The 15,275-nt window shown below is 37.4% G+C and carries 15 protein-coding genes and 1 riboswitch; of the genes, 12 read left to right on the forward strand and 3 right to left on the reverse strand.

All coding sequences use genetic code 11. The features are described 5' to 3' along the window. Nucleotides 1–12 precede the first annotated feature (12 nt). The 11 genes from nadE (at nt 13) to guaA (ending at nt 12,532) form a co-directional block, all read left to right on the forward strand. The gene (nadE, locus tag ACIQ7T_RS25220; protein ID WP_370082957.1) at nt 13–837 is read left to right on the forward strand and encodes an ammonia-dependent NAD(+) synthetase; all 825 of its coding nucleotides are present in this window, start codon (nt 13–15) and stop codon (nt 835–837) included. A gap of 528 nt (nt 838–1,365) precedes the next feature. Then, a complete protein-coding gene (locus ACIQ7T_RS25225) occupies nt 1,366–1,686 on the forward strand; it encodes an NAD synthetase (protein ID WP_370082956.1) in 321 nt (106 codons plus the stop codon). Between the two features lie 556 nt (nt 1,687–2,242). Then, a complete protein-coding gene (locus tag ACIQ7T_RS25230; RefSeq protein ID WP_370082954.1) occupies nt 2,243–2,881 on the forward strand; it encodes a nitrous oxide reductase accessory protein NosL in 639 nt (212 codons plus the stop codon). A 60-nt stretch (nt 2,882–2,941) separates the two neighbouring features. Then, entirely contained in the window at nt 2,942–4,213 is a 1,272-nt protein-coding gene (locus tag ACIQ7T_RS25235) for a right-handed parallel beta-helix repeat-containing protein (RefSeq protein WP_370082952.1), read from the forward strand. Further along, nucleotides 4,210–4,662, forward strand: coding sequence for a nitrous oxide reductase accessory protein NosL (locus ACIQ7T_RS25240; protein WP_402874581.1), 453 nt, complete (start codon nt 4,210–4,212; stop codon nt 4,660–4,662). The genes ACIQ7T_RS25235 and ACIQ7T_RS25240 overlap by 4 nt, the downstream gene beginning before the upstream one ends. Further along, on the forward strand, nt 4,662–5,471 hold the full coding sequence (locus ACIQ7T_RS25245) for an ABC transporter permease (protein ID WP_370082993.1): 810 nt from the start codon (nt 4,662–4,664) through the stop codon (nt 5,469–5,471). The genes ACIQ7T_RS25240 and ACIQ7T_RS25245 overlap by 1 nt, the downstream gene beginning before the upstream one ends. Beyond that, nucleotides 5,468–6,148, forward strand: a complete 681-nt coding sequence (locus ACIQ7T_RS25250) for an ABC transporter ATP-binding protein (RefSeq protein ID WP_370082948.1) — start codon at nt 5,468–5,470, stop codon at nt 6,146–6,148. Before ACIQ7T_RS25245 ends, ACIQ7T_RS25250 begins: the two co-directional genes overlap by 4 nt. Nucleotides 6,149–6,388: 240 nt before the next feature. Next, nucleotides 6,389–7,333 carry an AAA family ATPase gene (locus ACIQ7T_RS25255; RefSeq protein ID WP_370082946.1) on the forward strand — a complete coding sequence of 315 codons (945 nt, stop codon included), beginning with the start codon at nt 6,389–6,391 and terminating at the stop codon, nt 7,331–7,333. Beyond that, nucleotides 7,330–8,511, forward strand: a complete 1,182-nt coding sequence (locus ACIQ7T_RS25260) for a DUF58 domain-containing protein (protein ID WP_402874586.1) — start codon at nt 7,330–7,332, stop codon at nt 8,509–8,511. Before ACIQ7T_RS25255 ends, ACIQ7T_RS25260 begins: the two co-directional genes overlap by 4 nt. Then, nucleotides 8,508–10,694, forward strand: coding sequence for a transglutaminase TgpA family protein (locus ACIQ7T_RS25265; RefSeq protein WP_402874588.1), 2,187 nt, complete (start codon nt 8,508–8,510; stop codon nt 10,692–10,694). The genes ACIQ7T_RS25260 and ACIQ7T_RS25265 overlap by 4 nt, the downstream gene beginning before the upstream one ends. A gap of 35 nt (nt 10,695–10,729) precedes the next feature. Next, a riboswitch (purine riboswitch) is annotated at nt 10,730–10,831 on the forward strand. A 111-nt stretch (nt 10,832–10,942) separates the two neighbouring features. Further along, nucleotides 10,943–12,532, forward strand: coding sequence for a glutamine-hydrolyzing GMP synthase (guaA, locus tag ACIQ7T_RS25270; RefSeq protein ID WP_402874591.1), 1,590 nt, complete (start codon nt 10,943–10,945; stop codon nt 12,530–12,532). 46 nt (nt 12,533–12,578) lie between these two features. Here the strand turns inward: guaA and ACIQ7T_RS25275 are convergent, their stop codons facing one another. From ACIQ7T_RS25275 to ACIQ7T_RS25285, 3 genes are read right to left on the reverse strand one after another with little or no spacing between them, the layout of a single operon-like run. After that, nucleotides 12,579–13,121, reverse strand: coding sequence for a DUF7010 family protein (locus ACIQ7T_RS25275; protein ID WP_402874594.1), 543 nt, complete (start codon nt 13,119–13,121; stop codon nt 12,579–12,581). A gap of 10 nt (nt 13,122–13,131) precedes the next feature. Beyond that, entirely contained in the window at nt 13,132–13,548 is a 417-nt protein-coding gene (locus ACIQ7T_RS25280) for a hypothetical protein (RefSeq protein ID WP_402874597.1), read from the reverse strand. Then, nucleotides 13,545–13,985 (reverse strand): LytTR family DNA-binding domain-containing protein, encoded by a 441-nt coding sequence (locus ACIQ7T_RS25285; protein WP_370082934.1) that lies wholly within the window; start codon nt 13,983–13,985, stop codon nt 13,545–13,547. The genes ACIQ7T_RS25280 and ACIQ7T_RS25285 overlap by 4 nt, the downstream gene beginning before the upstream one ends. Nucleotides 13,986–14,368: 383 nt before the next feature. Here ACIQ7T_RS25285 and ACIQ7T_RS25290 point away from each other — a divergent pair, with 383 nt between their 5' ends. Continuing rightward, complete coding sequence (locus ACIQ7T_RS25290; RefSeq protein ID WP_402874600.1) at nt 14,369–15,037, forward strand: MOSC domain-containing protein; 669 nt, start codon at nt 14,369–14,371, stop codon at nt 15,035–15,037. The last annotated feature ends 238 nt before the right edge of the window (nt 15,038–15,275 follow it).

Raw genomic sequence — 15,275 nt, forward strand, 5'->3', positions numbered from 1 at the left:
GTGAAGGACAAAATGACATTACAGCAAGAAATCATTAAGGAATTACGTGTGTTACCTACTATTAATGAACAGGAAGAGATTCGCAAATCCATTGATTTTTTAAAGGAATATGCGCGTCGCTATAGCTTTGTAAAGGGATTTGTTCTTGGGATATCAGGTGGTCAAGACTCCACGTTAACTGGAAAATTAACGCAGCTTGCAGTTGATGAATTAAATGCCGAGGTGGGAGAAGCGAAGTACTCATTTTGGGCTGTTCGTTTACCATATGGTGTGCAAGTGGATGAAAAGGATTGTCAGGATGCGATTGACTATATAAAACCTACGAAGACTTATGCGGTCAACATTAAAGATGCAGTCGATGCAAGTGTTAGAGCATTAACGAATGCAGGTATTGAACTAAGCGATTTTTCCAAAGGGAACGAAAAGGCACGTGAGCGAATGAAGGTGCAGTATTCTATTGCTGCTATGAATAATGCTGTTGTGCTAGGGACCGATCATGCTGCGGAGGCAATTACAGGTTTTTACACAAAATTTGGGGATGGTGGTGCGGATTTAATGCCAATCTTCCGTCTCAACAAGCGTCAGGGTAAGCAGTTACTAGCTGCGCTTGATTGCCCGGAGCATTTATATTTAAAGGTACCAACTGCGGATTTAGAGGAAGATCGACCTTCATTACCAGATGAAGTAGCTCTTGGTTTAACGTATGACCAAATTGATGATTATTTGGAGGGGAAGGAAATCCCTGAAGATGCTCGTAAAACATTAGAAGGGCACTATTTACGTTCACAGCACAAACGTCATATGCCAATTACAATATTTGATGATTTTTGGAAGTGATATTTATAAGGTTCATCACTTAAAGATAAATGATAATTATTGAAAAATATCCCATTGCATATAAGTTGATTGGAGTGGAGGCTAGGCGACTCCTTGGGGATCAGCAATAGAGGAACGAAGGCTAAAACCATCACGTCCTGTGATAACGCCTTCGTGACCAGCATCGTGCTGGCCCGAGACCCTGGAGCGAGCAGATAGGGGAACGAAGGCTAAAAGCATCACATCCTGTGATAACGCCTTCGTGACCAACATCGTGTTGGCCCAAGCGGCTCATCGTACGCCCCCAGGAAGCTTTGCTCTGTGCGAAAGCGAAGCGTCAGCAACAAAGCGCCCAGCCGGAACGGAAATCAACCCCACGCTATGAGTAATATTTAGGAAAAGAGTTATGAGAAAAAGTGGAAAATATTTTTTCTTATAGCTCTTTTCTATTTTTTTTAAGCAATTTGGTTCTGTATTATTAAGTTCAAGCATATAATGTCGATATATATACCTACAAAGTTGATAAAAAGTAAAGGAGGGTAATTATATATGAGGACTTCTAGAGTAAGTTCGACGACTAGTAGTATATTTCGTAACGAACAACAGTATTTACATGCTGGGGATTTAAGTCATAATTTTGGACAAAATCCGAAACGACAGTTTAAAAATAGTCTGCAAAAGAATAAAGATAAAAAGAATATCGGTAAAACTAGACAAATTCAGCAGCAACGTCCTAATAATATAGCAGCTAGTTATGTGGACAGTGCTTACAATTTACAAATACGCAATGAATTAAATGAAACTGCCGTTAAGTTAAGTCTTGTCAGCAAGCAAAAGAAGCTTCTCAATAGTTACCGTTCTTCTATATAACATCGTAAATCAAACTCTCTACATCATTCTGGATGTAGAGAGTTTTTTTAGACTTTAAATGAGTATGATTTCCGTTTCAAGCTATACCTTTTCCTGTAGACCAAGAAATCATTTGTTGTTTCGCTTCGTTAGCACTACGCTTCGCACAAAAAACATCTTGTTGCTGTGGCTTCGTTAGCACTACGCTTTCGCGAAAAAAACATCTGTTGGCCCGAGACCCTGGAGCGAGCAACGCGAGTGAAGCGGCTCATCGGACGCCCCCAGGAAGCTCTGCTCTGCGCGAAAGCGAAGCGTCAGCGGCAAAGCGCCCAGTCGGAACGGAAATCAACCCCTTGTTGTGCCGAAGAGCTATTAATAGGACCTTAATTAATCCTGAATATAAGTTGTAGAAAATGGAAATAATATATTTTTTATTCAAAATATTTGAAGTCAAGATGTTCAATGAATATTCAAGGTAATTTTTCCAATACTTCACAGCGATTTTTAACTTATTTCACAACTTACCTGTAAAGTATGTAATAGAAACAGAAAAAACGAAATAATGGGGGAAGCAATTGTGAAAAAAATATGGTTACCTGCATTTGCAGCATTACTTTTACTCGCGGCGTGTGGTACAGAAAAAGATCAAGTTAAGAAAGAAGAGTCTAAGCAAGATGTTACAACAAGTGAAGCAGAAGCAAAGGATAAAACTACACAAGTCGCTTCTTTAGTGGATCCGCGTTTACAAGAACCAAAAGAAGGTACAATGTGTGAAATGTGTAATATGAAAGTGTATTTGAAAGACGAAGATATGGGTGAATTCTCTACTCAAGCAATAAAAGAGGATGGGACAATTGCCTTTTATGATGACATAGGTTGTTTAGTAAATGCCGAGGTTGCAAATAATGAAAAGAACGAAAAATTTGTACGTGATCATATCACAAAAGATTGGGTAAAGGTTGAAGATGCAACGATCGTTAAAACCGACCTAAAATCTCCGATGAATTGGGGATATATTTATTTCAAAGATAAAGCTGATGCAGACAAATATATCGCTGACAATCCAACTGCACATGTAGAGGAATTACAAAAAATTAAAGACGATGCATTAGAGCGTCGTAATAAGAAAATGAAAGAAAAAGCTGAAAAAGAAGCCAAAGGTGAATCTGATTCTATGCATATGGAAGAAAAGAAACCTGATGGTCATGGTCATTAATCGAATGGACTAGGGGAAATTCCTCTAGTCTTTTCGTGCTGAACTGGGAGGTAAGGATTGGTGAAAAAAATAGGGTTTGCCTTATTATTTTTTCTATTTATGAGTCAGACAGTGCACGCCGATTTTAATGTACAGGAAGCCATTAATGTAGCAAAGCCTGGGGAGGTCGTTCATATTCCTGCTGGTCGTTACCAAGGTAATTTTATTGTGACAAAACCGATAACACTACAAGGTGAAGAGGGAACGGAACTTATCGGCGAAAGAGGCAACCCTACACTCCGAATTGAAAACACTGCTAATGTCACTGTGGAAAATATAACGTTATCAGGGAAAAATAAAGCGATTGTAGCCAGTACTGTAGATGGACTTGAGTTACGTAAGTTACAAATTAAAGATGTTCATACAGGTGTCCATATACAACTTTCCAAAAATGTACACATACATGATATCAATGTGACTGGTATCGAAGGTCATTATTCCAAAAAAGGTAATGGGGTGGCTATTTATAAGAGTGAGGACATTACCATCGAAGGCAATACTGTTGAGCAAGTGCAGGACGGAATTTATGTAGAAGAGGTAAAGCATATTGTTGTTCAACGTAATAAGGTGACGAGCAGTCGTTACGGTACACACTTTATGTATACGAGTGATGTTGAAGCACTTTTCAATACATATGCTCAGAATGTGACTGGCCTTATGATTATGATGACAACAGATATATTCCTTGAGAATAATATAGTAGCTAATCATTTTGATTTTAATGGCTACGGTATGCTGCTGTATGATGTACAGCAAGCCAAAATTAAACATAACACGATTAAAAATAACCGAACTGGTGTGGCAATGCAGAAAAGTTCAAATATCCGAATTGAAACAAATGATTTTCAGATGAACCAAACAGCCATTGAAGGTACAAAGGTAAGTGACGACACAATGGCTAGTAGTAATAACTTTACAGGTAACATTTTAACTGCGCGCTCCGATAAGCAAGGCTTTCGACTAGTAAATAATTATTATGATGATTACTCAGGGATTGACTTAAAAGACAATGGTATCGGTGATATTCCATATGTGGCTGTGTCGAGCTTTGGTCAATGGATGGTACGCCAGCCTGTTTACCAATATTTCGTGGCATCTCCGAGCGTCATTTTATTGACATCGCTGGATCAGCAAATTAATAAAACTGAAAAGAATATGCTTGTTGATAATACTCCCAAATTGGCGATGAAGCATGTGAACGAGAAGGCCAAGATGAATGTGGTGCAAATGCTAGTAGGTTTATTCTTGACATTAAGTAGTTTATGGCTATGGAAAAGAGGAATAACAGAATGAAAAAATGGATGATGATTGTAATGCTATGTTGCGGTGCTTTGATGGGCTGTAGTGAAAAAACATATGAGCCTCGTGAAATAGTTAGTGAAACCGATGTTTGTAAAATTTGCAATATGAGTATAGTTCACAATGCATATGCTGGTCAGATTGCGTTGAAGAATGGTGATTATGAAATTTTTGATGATATCGGCTGTCTAATGGAATATATAGAAGCGAATGGGGAAGCTGAGATTGGAGCAGCCTTTATTAAAGATGCAGCAAAAAATGAATGGATTGACGTTTTTAACGCTGTGTATGTATACAACAAGGATTATTGGACTCAGATGAATTATGGGGTAGTTGCGCTTGATTCGAAGGAAGCGGCACAGGAGTGGATGACTAAAGAGGGAGAAGGTCAGCTGCTAGCCTATAAGGATTTACATGACTTTAAATGGGGGATCCATAAGTGATGTATAGTATGTTTATTAAACTAGAATTAAAGCAAATGCTTAGAAGTCGTTGGATGCAACTTGTAGGCATACTTTTCACATTCGTTTTTACAGCTATCATTGTTATACAGCAAATGGCATTACCAGATGTAGAGGGTTTTACAAGACAGACAGCCTCGTTTTTAAATGTATTGTTGTTTTTATTGCCTCTGTTTATTTTAACGATCGGTAGTATGAGTATCGCAGGTGATGTGGAATCAGGCTGGTTTTCATTATTAAAGACATATCCGATGACGCGTACGCAGTATATTGCAGGAAAGTATATTGCCTCTGTGCTTGCCTTTTTATTAGTCGTTGTCGTGGCATTTGGCGTAATTTTAGCACTTGGTGGATTTCTTGGCGGAGTGCGTTTGCCAGTTATTTTCATTATTCTAACTTTGCTATGTATCTTCATTTTTGTGTCATTGGCTATTGCCGTAGGAGCTTTTGCAAAAACAAGATTATTTGCACTGTCGTTATCACTTGTCTTTTGGTCCATTTTTTTATTGCTAATTTCTTACGCTTTAATGGCTATTGGAACGATCGTGGCGGGGCATATTCTTCAAAAACTGACGATTATAGCGATACATATTAATCCTGTGGAGTGGCTGCGCTTTGGTTACTTTATTTTTACAGATCAGGCTAGTGTGCTCGGACCTGCATTTTATAAAGTAACGCAGTTTTATTCGTCACCACTAGGTTACGCAGTCTACGTAGCTGTGACATTGCTTTGGATAGTATGTCCGCTAGCTTACACTAGCTTGCTTTTAAAGAAAGGGGAAAGAAGATGATGCTTTTAGAAACAAAGAAGTTATCGAATATCTATGATAATAATAGAGGTCTTCATGAAGCCTCCTTTTCTTTACAGGCGGGGCGTATTCTAGCGCTTGTAGGAGGAAATGGTGCTGGAAAGAGTACTTTAATTCGCCTGCTAACTGGGCAAGAAAAGCAAAAATCTGGAGAAATAATATGGCATAAACCACAAGCTATTCGATATATGCCTGATGATGTGGACTTTCCGTCTATGTTAACAGCGGCAGAAATTTTGCAGCTACTTGCCTCTTTAAAGAAAATTAGCAAAAAGGAACAGGAAGATGTACTGAGACGCGTAGCTTTATGGGATGTTCGAAAACAAAAAGTGAAGCATTTCTCAAAGGGGATGCGTCAACGGCTTAATCTCGCTCAAAGTTTGCTTGGTGAGGGTTCTTTGCTTATTTTAGATGAGCCTACGAATGGTCTTGATCCTTTTTGGATTGCGGAGCTGAAAAAAATGATGCTAGAGGAAAAAGCAAGGGGCTGTACTGTAATTTTTTCTACGCATTTGCTTGCTTTTGCGGAGGAAGTAGCGGACGATGTGTTAGTTTTACATGAAGGAAATATCCTTTTTTCTGGTGAATTAGAGGAAATACTTTTACAAGAAAATTCATCTTCGTTAGAGAATTTATGGTTAAAAAAATTAAATCTGTAACATTTTGATAGGTAATGACGTTATACTAAAAGATAGGTTTGTTTGAATTGTATTCAGACAAGCCTTCTTTTTCATGCTGAAGTATTATTATTTTTTTCGCTAAGTGCTCGAGCTATAGGGATGAGGCAATAGATGAATGTTTCATACTAATTGTGTTACTAAACATATTTCGTTATTCTTAAAGAAGTTGTCATGCAATTCAAATAATTGCTGGAATTGAAATAGGAGGTTTTTTGATTTATGAATTCACAAATACAAGGTGTATTAGAAAATATAGAAAAAGTAATGATAGGCAAAAGAGAGGTTGCAGAGCTCAGCATAGTAGCTTTGCTGGCAAGGGGGCATGTCTTGCTTGAGGACGTACCAGGTGTCGGTAAAACGATGATGGTGCGAGCGCTGGCAAAATCCTTTGATGCACAGTTTAAAAGGATTCAATTTACACCTGATTTATTACCGTCTGATGTTGTAGGAGTATCTATTTATAATCCAAAAACGTTGGAATTTGAGTTTCGACCTGGTCCGATTATGGGGGATGTCATTTTAGCTGATGAAATTAACCGTACGTCTCCAAAAACACAATCTGCTTTACTTGAGGGGATGGAGGAAGCATCTGTCACGATTGATGGTAAAACCTTAACAATCAATCAACCATTTTTCGTTATGGCCACTCAAAATCCAATTGAGCATGAAGGAACATATCCGTTACCAGAAGCACAGCTGGATCGTTTCTTACTGAAAATAAAAATGGGCTATCCTTCAAGAGGTCAAGAAGTAGAAATACTTCGTCGTGCTGAACATGGTAAACCAATTGAAAAAATTGAAGCGGTGCTAACAGCTGCGCAATTAAATGAATTGCAGGAGCTTGTACAGGGTGTGTATGTTGAAGATTCGGTCAAAAACTATATGGTCGAACTAGCGACTCAAACAAGGGAAAATAGCTATATATATTTAGGCGTAAGTCCTCGCGCAACGATTGCTTTAATGAAAGCTTCACAAGCTTATGCATTTATAAAAGGGCGTAGCTATGTTACACCTGATGATGTTCAATATTTAGTACCATTTGTTTTTAGCCATCGTCTAGTATTAAAACCAGATGCCCGTTACGATAACGTTACGGCAGAGGAAATTATTGAGCGAATTATTGCGAAAACACCTGTGCCGACAAAGAGGTTTGCTGAGCAATGAAGAAATGGCGAGCTTTAATAGAAAAAAGTAAACATTTCTTATTAGTATCTTTGTTAATGATCATAACGTTTTGTTATGCCATGTTCCAAGGTGGGTTTGTCAGCTGGTTTGTGTTTTTTACAGTTAGTCCGTTTTTGTTATACGCATTTATTTTCTTACTGGTGAAAGAAGATATTTTACTAGTGGAACGCAAAATTGAGCCATCCCATGTAGAGAGTGGACAATCTGCTAAGGTTACCATTACGGTGGAACGAAAAACACGCTTTCCGTTTGCTTATATGATGATGGAGGAACTTGTGAACAGTGAAGCCCTTGTTCAATCGAGGGTGCAAGGAACGAATAGCATTAAGTTCGTTGGCTTCGGGAAAAAATTTAGCTGGGATTACGTGTTGGAAAATATGTCCCGTGGCGAGCATCGTTACTTAGGTGTTAATATTGTTTTCTGTGATTTTTTTGGCTGGGCAAAAAAGAAAGTTGCGGCAGAAAAGGAACAAGTCATTTTAGTTTACCCGAGAGTACGTGAGATGAAGTATGCCGCGCTTCAAACAAAATTTGATGTTGGTACAATGATGTCACCTTATTCAATTGTTAAGGATACATCCATGGCTGTTGGCTTACGTGAGTATGTTCCAGGTGACCGTTTTTCGTGGATTCACTGGAAATCATTTGCGAAAACACAAACATTGCAATCTAAGGAATTTGAAGATCGTCAATCGCAGGAGTTAATGTTGGTACTTCATGCTGGAAAATCTCCGTTATTTGAAGAAAAAATTGAGCTTGTAGCTTCGATGCTACAAACAATTGTCGGAGAACGTGGAGATATTTCATTTGTTTCAGCTGGTTCGAAAACGAAGGTCTTTCCGATTATCCAAGGTAATAAGCAGCTAGATCAAGTAATGCATCATTTAGCTGCTATAAAACCTGCTGAAACGGTCAAATTTCAATTACGAGAGCAGCAAGTGTTTAAGCATGTTGCAACATTACTATATGTTACGAGTGAAGTATCAGATGAATTACTTTATTCTCTAGCCAATATGGTGAAAAGCTGTATTTGTTTTGTAGTAGCAGAGCAGCCACCTATGCAATCAGAGTTGGCGAAGCGTTATAGGCAAATTAAAGTTGTACATGTAAATCCAACAGATTATTACCATCTGTTCACGGAGGTGATGAAGCCGTGAAAAAATCACTAGGAAATTTTATAGAATTAGCAATAGCATACGTAATAATTTTTCTGATTTTACGTGAATGGCTTATTCCTGTAATGCAGCTGACAAATACAGGCTTGGTTCATTTGTTTTTAGTGTTTATCGGTCTAGCATTGATACTCAGCTTATTTCAAATACATCCATTATTATCGGGATTAGTGAAATTTAGTTATATTACTTGGTTTATAGTGTTTGTTTATAGTGAAAGTCCCTTTTTTTCAGGACAGACAATACCATTTCTAATGCATGAATGGAAATGGAATATGACGACCATTCTTTCGGGCGATTTTGGACAAGTATCGGATACATTTAGAACGGTGCTATTCCTTGCGCTTATTTGGATGTTAATATACCTAATTCATCACTGGATAACTGTGCGGAAAAATATATTCTATTTCTTCGCGTTAACGGTATTCTTTATTGCCACACTAGATACGTTTAGTGACTATGATGGAAAGGTAGCAATTGTTAAAGTACTTGTACTTGGATTAATAATGACAGGCTTGCTTTTTGTTAAAAGCTTATGGCTTCAAACAGATGCACCGAGCAATGTAATAGGAAAGTGGAAACTGGTTATTCCGATGATCGTTTCGGTAATGCTTGTTAGTTCAGTGGCATTCTTTTTACCTAAGACAGGACCGACCTGGGCTGATCCAGTGCCTTTTATTAAAGGGGTTGCAGGGCAAGGGGGCTATGGAACAGGTGCAAAAACAGTTGGTTACAGCGAGGATGATAGCCGATTAGGAGGACCGTTTCAAGGTGATAATACACTAATTTTTACTGCAACTTCTCGTGATCGCCATTATTGGCGTATAGATACAAAGGATACTTATACTTCGAAGGGCTGGATTCTTTCGGAGGGGAACTTTGGTAAAAATGTTTACCAAACTAATAGCCCTATCCAAACTTCGTTACAAGTTGGATCTCGAGAAAAAGAACGTCAAATTCAAATAGACATTGCTACTCCAATGCCATTTTTATTGCAAACGTATGGCATGATATCTGTTTCTGCCCAAGATTCACCGCTGTTTATTCAGGATGAACACACTGAAAAAATAGCAATAGAACAACAGAATGGTGAATCGAAATTGTTATCTAACTATACGATTTCTTATAGTGAGCCAGAATATAGCATGAAGCAGCTTCAAATGTCTAAAGCATCCACAGTAGAAACATTAGATCCTTCCTTTAACCGTTTTTTACAATTGCCAAATACACTTCCGCCACGTGTCGTGAATTTAGCGAAAGAAATCACACACGATAAGGCTTCAGTATATGATCAAATAAAAGCAGTTGAAAGTTATTTTTCATCTCATGGCTTTAGATACGATAAAAAAGAAGTAGCAATTCCGGCTGAGGGTCAAGATTATGTTGATCAGTTTTTATTTGATACTAAAATTGGCTACTGTGATAATTTCTCAACATCAATGGTTGTCCTCCTACGTTCGGCGGGGATACCCGCACGTTGGGTGAAAGGCTTTGCACCAGGCAAGCCAGGTCGAATAACAGATGGTTTACAGGAGTATCAAATTACAAATGATAATGCACACTCATGGGTCGAAGCATATGTACCTGGAACAGGCTGGATGGAGTTTGAACCGACAATTGGATTTTCTAGAAATATCAATATCAATTATGATATTGAGCAAGACACTCCTCAGCAGGAGCAAGTACTGCAACCAGAAAAAAAACAAGAGCAACCAAAGAAGGAAGAGCAAGAGCCGAAGAAAGAAAAAGCTAGCTCAACGTCGTTTAGTTTTGATTCTGTTTGGACATGGATGAAAAAGCTTACTTATGTATGGATTGCTCTAGGCATTTTGATGATCATCGGTGGCATTGCTTTGTTTATGCAACGTAAAACGTGGATACCTAAAATGCAAGTACGAGCATTTCGTAATAAAGAAGCGGACTGGACAAATTTTGATGCTTCATATCATGTTTTAACGAAGCAATTATCTCGTATTGGATTACGCCGAAAAGATGGCGAAACATTACGTGCATTTGCTACAAGAGTAGATGAGTCGCTAGAGACGGAAGAGATGCAAAAACTGACTGCTGTATATGAACAACATATTTATGGCAAAGATAAACAAGAGGTTGATTTTGTGAAACTGAAAGAAAGTTGGGAAAATTTAATCAATCGCACTATCAGTTGATTTTGATGGGTACAAAGAGTAAAATGAAAAAAATTATATATGATGAGGATTGCTTTCATATAAGTTCGATAATAAGGTTCGGATGTTTCTACGAAATCACCGTAAATGATTTCTCTATGAAGGTGAATGTTTTGGTTAGGTGAGAAGGTTAGTAAATCACTTTTCTTTGCTACGCATTCGCCTTTATAAATTAGAGCTTATGAACGCGTAGGAAGTTTTTACTTTCATACGCGTTTTTCTTTGAACATATGAAAAGTCCTTTAAAAATAGTAGAAGAGGTGGAAATATTGTCAGCAAACCCTTTATTAGAGCAAGAAAAAATCGTCGTTCTTGATTTCGGTAGCCAATTTAACCAATTGATTACGCGTCGTATCCGTGAGTTTGGTGTTTTCAGTGAGTTACATCCTCATACGATTACAGCAGAAGAAATTAAAGGTATGAACGCAACAGGTATTATTTTTTCAGGTGGTCCAAACTCAGTTTATGATGAAAATGCCTTCCATGTAGACCCAGCTATTTTCGAATTAGGCTTACCAATCCTAGGTATTTGCTATGGTATGCAATTAATGGCACATACGCAAGGTGGTAAAGTTGAAGGTGCTGAAACACGTGAATATGGTAAAGCGGAAATTAAAGTAACAGCTTCAAACAAGTTATTCGGTAACTTACCAACTGAACAAATCGTTTGGATGAGCCACGGTGACCATGTAACTGAAGTTCCTGCTGGTTTTGAAGTAATCGCAACAAGTGCTGCTTGCCCGATCTCTGCAATGGCAAATGTTGAACGTAAACTATATGCAGTACAATTCCACCCGGAAGTACGTCACTCTGTATACGGTAACGACTTATTACGTCAGTTCGTCTTCGACATTTGTGGAGCAAAAGGCGATTGGTCAATGGCTAACTTCATTGAACTTGAAATCGCAAAAATCCGCGAAATAGTAGGCGACAAAAAAGTATTATGTGCACTTTCTGGCGGTGTAGACTCATCAGTTGTTGCTGTTCTAATTCATAAAGCAATTGGCGACCAACTAACTTGTATGTTCGTTGACCACAACTTAAACCGTAAAGGTGAAGTTGAGCAAGTTATGAAAACATTCACAGAAGACTTCGACATGAATCTTATTAAAATTGATGCACGTCAACGTTTCATGGATAAACTTGCAGGCGTTTCTGACCCAGAACAAAAACGTAAAATTATCGGTAACGAATTTATTTACGTATTCGATGAAGAAGCAGCTAAACTTGAAGGAATGGACTTCCTAGCACAAGGTACGCTTTACACAGATATCATTGAATCTGGAACATCAACTGCACAAACTATTAAATCTCACCATAATGTTGGTGGTCTTCCAGAAGACATGCAATTCAAATTAATTGAGCCACTTAACACATTATTTAAAGACGAAGTGCGCGCACTAGGATTAGAGCTTGGCCTTGACGAAAAAATCGTTTGGCGTCAACCATTCCCAGGTCCAGGTCTAGGTATCCGTGTACTTGGTGAAGTAACAGAAGAAAAACTAGAAATCGTACGTGAATCTGATTTCATCTTACGTGAAGAAATCGCAAAAGCTGGTCTTGATCGCGACATCTGGCAATACTTCACGGTATTACCTGACATCCGTTCAGTTGGCGTAATGGGCGATGCGCGTACGTATGACTACGCAATCGGTATCCGTGCGGTAACATCTATCGACGGTATGACTTCTGACTGGGCACGCATTCCTTGGGATGTATTAGAGAAAATCTCTGTTCGCCTAGTAAACGAAGTAAAACACGTTAACCGCGTGCTGTACGATATTACATCTAAGCCACCTGCAACTATCGAGTGGGAATAATCCCCTTATTTGATTTCGAATAAAAAGCTAGTCTGATTTTTTCAGACTAGCTTTTAATTTCTTTTTTTAGCATTAAAAATAAGAAAAGCACACCAATTTCTACGATTAACGAGACAAAAATAACATTTAAATGGAAGAAAATTATACTTATCAAAATAGCTATACAAATAAATATTGAACTATATCGATAATTTTTTGATTGATAAAAGAATGAATACGGTAATAAATGTGCACCGTAAATAATTGCGTATACAGGTAAGACCCACATAGGTGCTTTAAGTAATAGAAGAATACAAATAATTAAATATAAAATTTGATTGTTTGTTGCAATCAATAGTCCATTAATCAATGGATTTTCTTTATAAAATAAATCAACATTTAATATTTTGGCACAAAGAATTGAAACAGGAAACAGCAATGCACCACAAGATAAAATACCAATATTTTTTATCATTAAATCTAAAGGCAGCAACGCGATTATTGTGATAACTCCCCAAATAAATATTGAGGCCATTATAAAAGGCAGCCCCTTCTTTTGTTTCTGTGCAATATCGTTTAATAGTACTTGTAAGCTAGTATTGAGGTTCATTTCAGTCTCCTTAATTTTCAAGCGATCTATTCAAACTATCCGCTATTTTTTTATTTTCATATTTTGAGAAAAAATAAAATCCGATGATATGACCAATCAACGTTATCACTAAAATTAGCAATAAATAAGGTTTGATAATTGCAAATGCTTTCAGTGAAAAAAGATATACACTTCCTAAGCAACAGAAGAAATTCAAAAAAGTACTAATAGTAATTTTAGATGTTACTTTTAATGTTGAGTAATTCCACAAATATGGATAAGCTATACCAAAAACAATCCCCATCAGAACACTAATACCAATTAAATTCCAAATGTAAAGAAAGTTGACTGTTTCTTCGTGAAGATTAAAAATAGTAATTAAGAAAACAATCCAAATCAACCCCAAAAATGAAACGTATAAAAAGCTATTTTTTAAGTCTTTTATCATATCAATTTCTCCTTAATAGATTTTGCATAATGTCTACTGACAATATACTTATTTTGTTGTTTTGTAATAACTTCCAATCTAGCGTGACTTCCCGAAGCAAATGAGCGTATTTGCTTCAAATTCAAAATCATTGAATTATTGATTCTAACCAATCCGAAAGACTCCAAGTAAGATAATTCTTTTAAAATCTTATTCAACAATAGCTCTGTACCATCTATTAAAAAGACTTTGCTAAAATGACCAGATGCTTCAATTACTTCGATGTCATTGAGTTCAATCATAACCTGCCGATTTGTTTTGAAATCTGTTGCGCTTAATGTTATAGATTGAAAAAAATGCTGCTCAATTGTAGAAAGCAATTCTTTATTCGATGGATTACTGATAATCTCAATTTCAGAAGATGATTGATTGTTTTTCCAAATGTAGTTGAATTTCATGTGGATCTCCTTTCTGTTTTAATCGTAGCAACACTTCTCAGAACTTACGATGATTTTTCGTTTTGTTGCAAAAAAAATAGGCTTTGTTACAGATTTTCCAAACAGGAAAGCCCAATCCTTCAGGTGTGGGATGAGTGTGAGGTCGGATATGGAGTGCCGAAAGGTTTGTGGTGCTTCAAGTATCCGAAAATTCCACTCTTTTTTGTATATGAGTGTATGTTTTTATGGAATTAGGGATTGGGAAAGTAGAGGATATTAAGCTGCAATATATTACAGACCTTGAAATTCTTTCTTTAAGGATAATACTTTCGAAGCGTTAGGTATAGTAAACTAATGAATATAAATAGGACTCTATGTAGTTGTTTAGTTTAGGGGGGACAGAAATGGAAAAAAATATAGCGATGATTCACACACTTGCTATTGGTATGCCGAAAGAGTTGCATTATAGTAATGGGCGCTCAATGATTACAGGGATTGAAAAACGAAAAGTACAAGAAGTATATTTGTCCGTTCGTGGATTTGAGGGGGACGATGTAGCAGATAAAAAACATCATGGCGGTCCTGACCGTGCCGTTTGTTTATATCCTGCGGAGCATTACATACAATGGGAACAGGAACTTGGTAAACCGTTGCCGACAGCAGCATTCGGTGAAAACTTAACAGTAACGAATATGTTGGAAGCGGAAATTTGCATTGGTGATATTTATAAAATAGGTGATGCTGTCATCCAAGTTACCCAAGGACGTGTACCTTGTAGTACGATTGATAAATATACTGAGGCGAACATATTACTCAAACGTTTAATTGAAACAGGTTATACAGGCTTCCTTGCTCGTGTACTGGAAGAAGGGACAATCTGTGCAGATTCAAAAATTGAATTAGTGGAAAAGCACCCTGAACGAATTTCAATTTTACATTGCAATGAAGTGTATTTTAAAAACAAAGATGCACTTGCGATGAAACGTATACAAGCAGTTGATGCATTAGCGGAAGATTGGGAACAAAAATTAGCAAAAAGAATTCAGCTTTTGCAAAGTAAAGTGATGAATTAAATATATGTAGATCAAGGGAGCTTTCTTGTAATTGATGTAATCAATTATGCCTCGGCATAATTGCGTGCGGAATCAGCTTTGTGTTTAGGCCTGCATATGTTTTTTGTGCGAAAGCGCAGTGTTAACGTAGCGACAGCAACAGATGTTTTTTGTGCGAAAGCGCAGTGTTAACGTAGCGACAGCAACAGATGTTTTTTGTGCGAAAGCGCAGTGTTAACGTAGCGACAGCAACAGATGT

Source organism: Lysinibacillus sp. NPDC096212 (genome assembly GCF_044763105.1).
Lineage (GTDB): Bacteria > Bacillota > Bacilli > Bacillales_A > Planococcaceae > Lysinibacillus.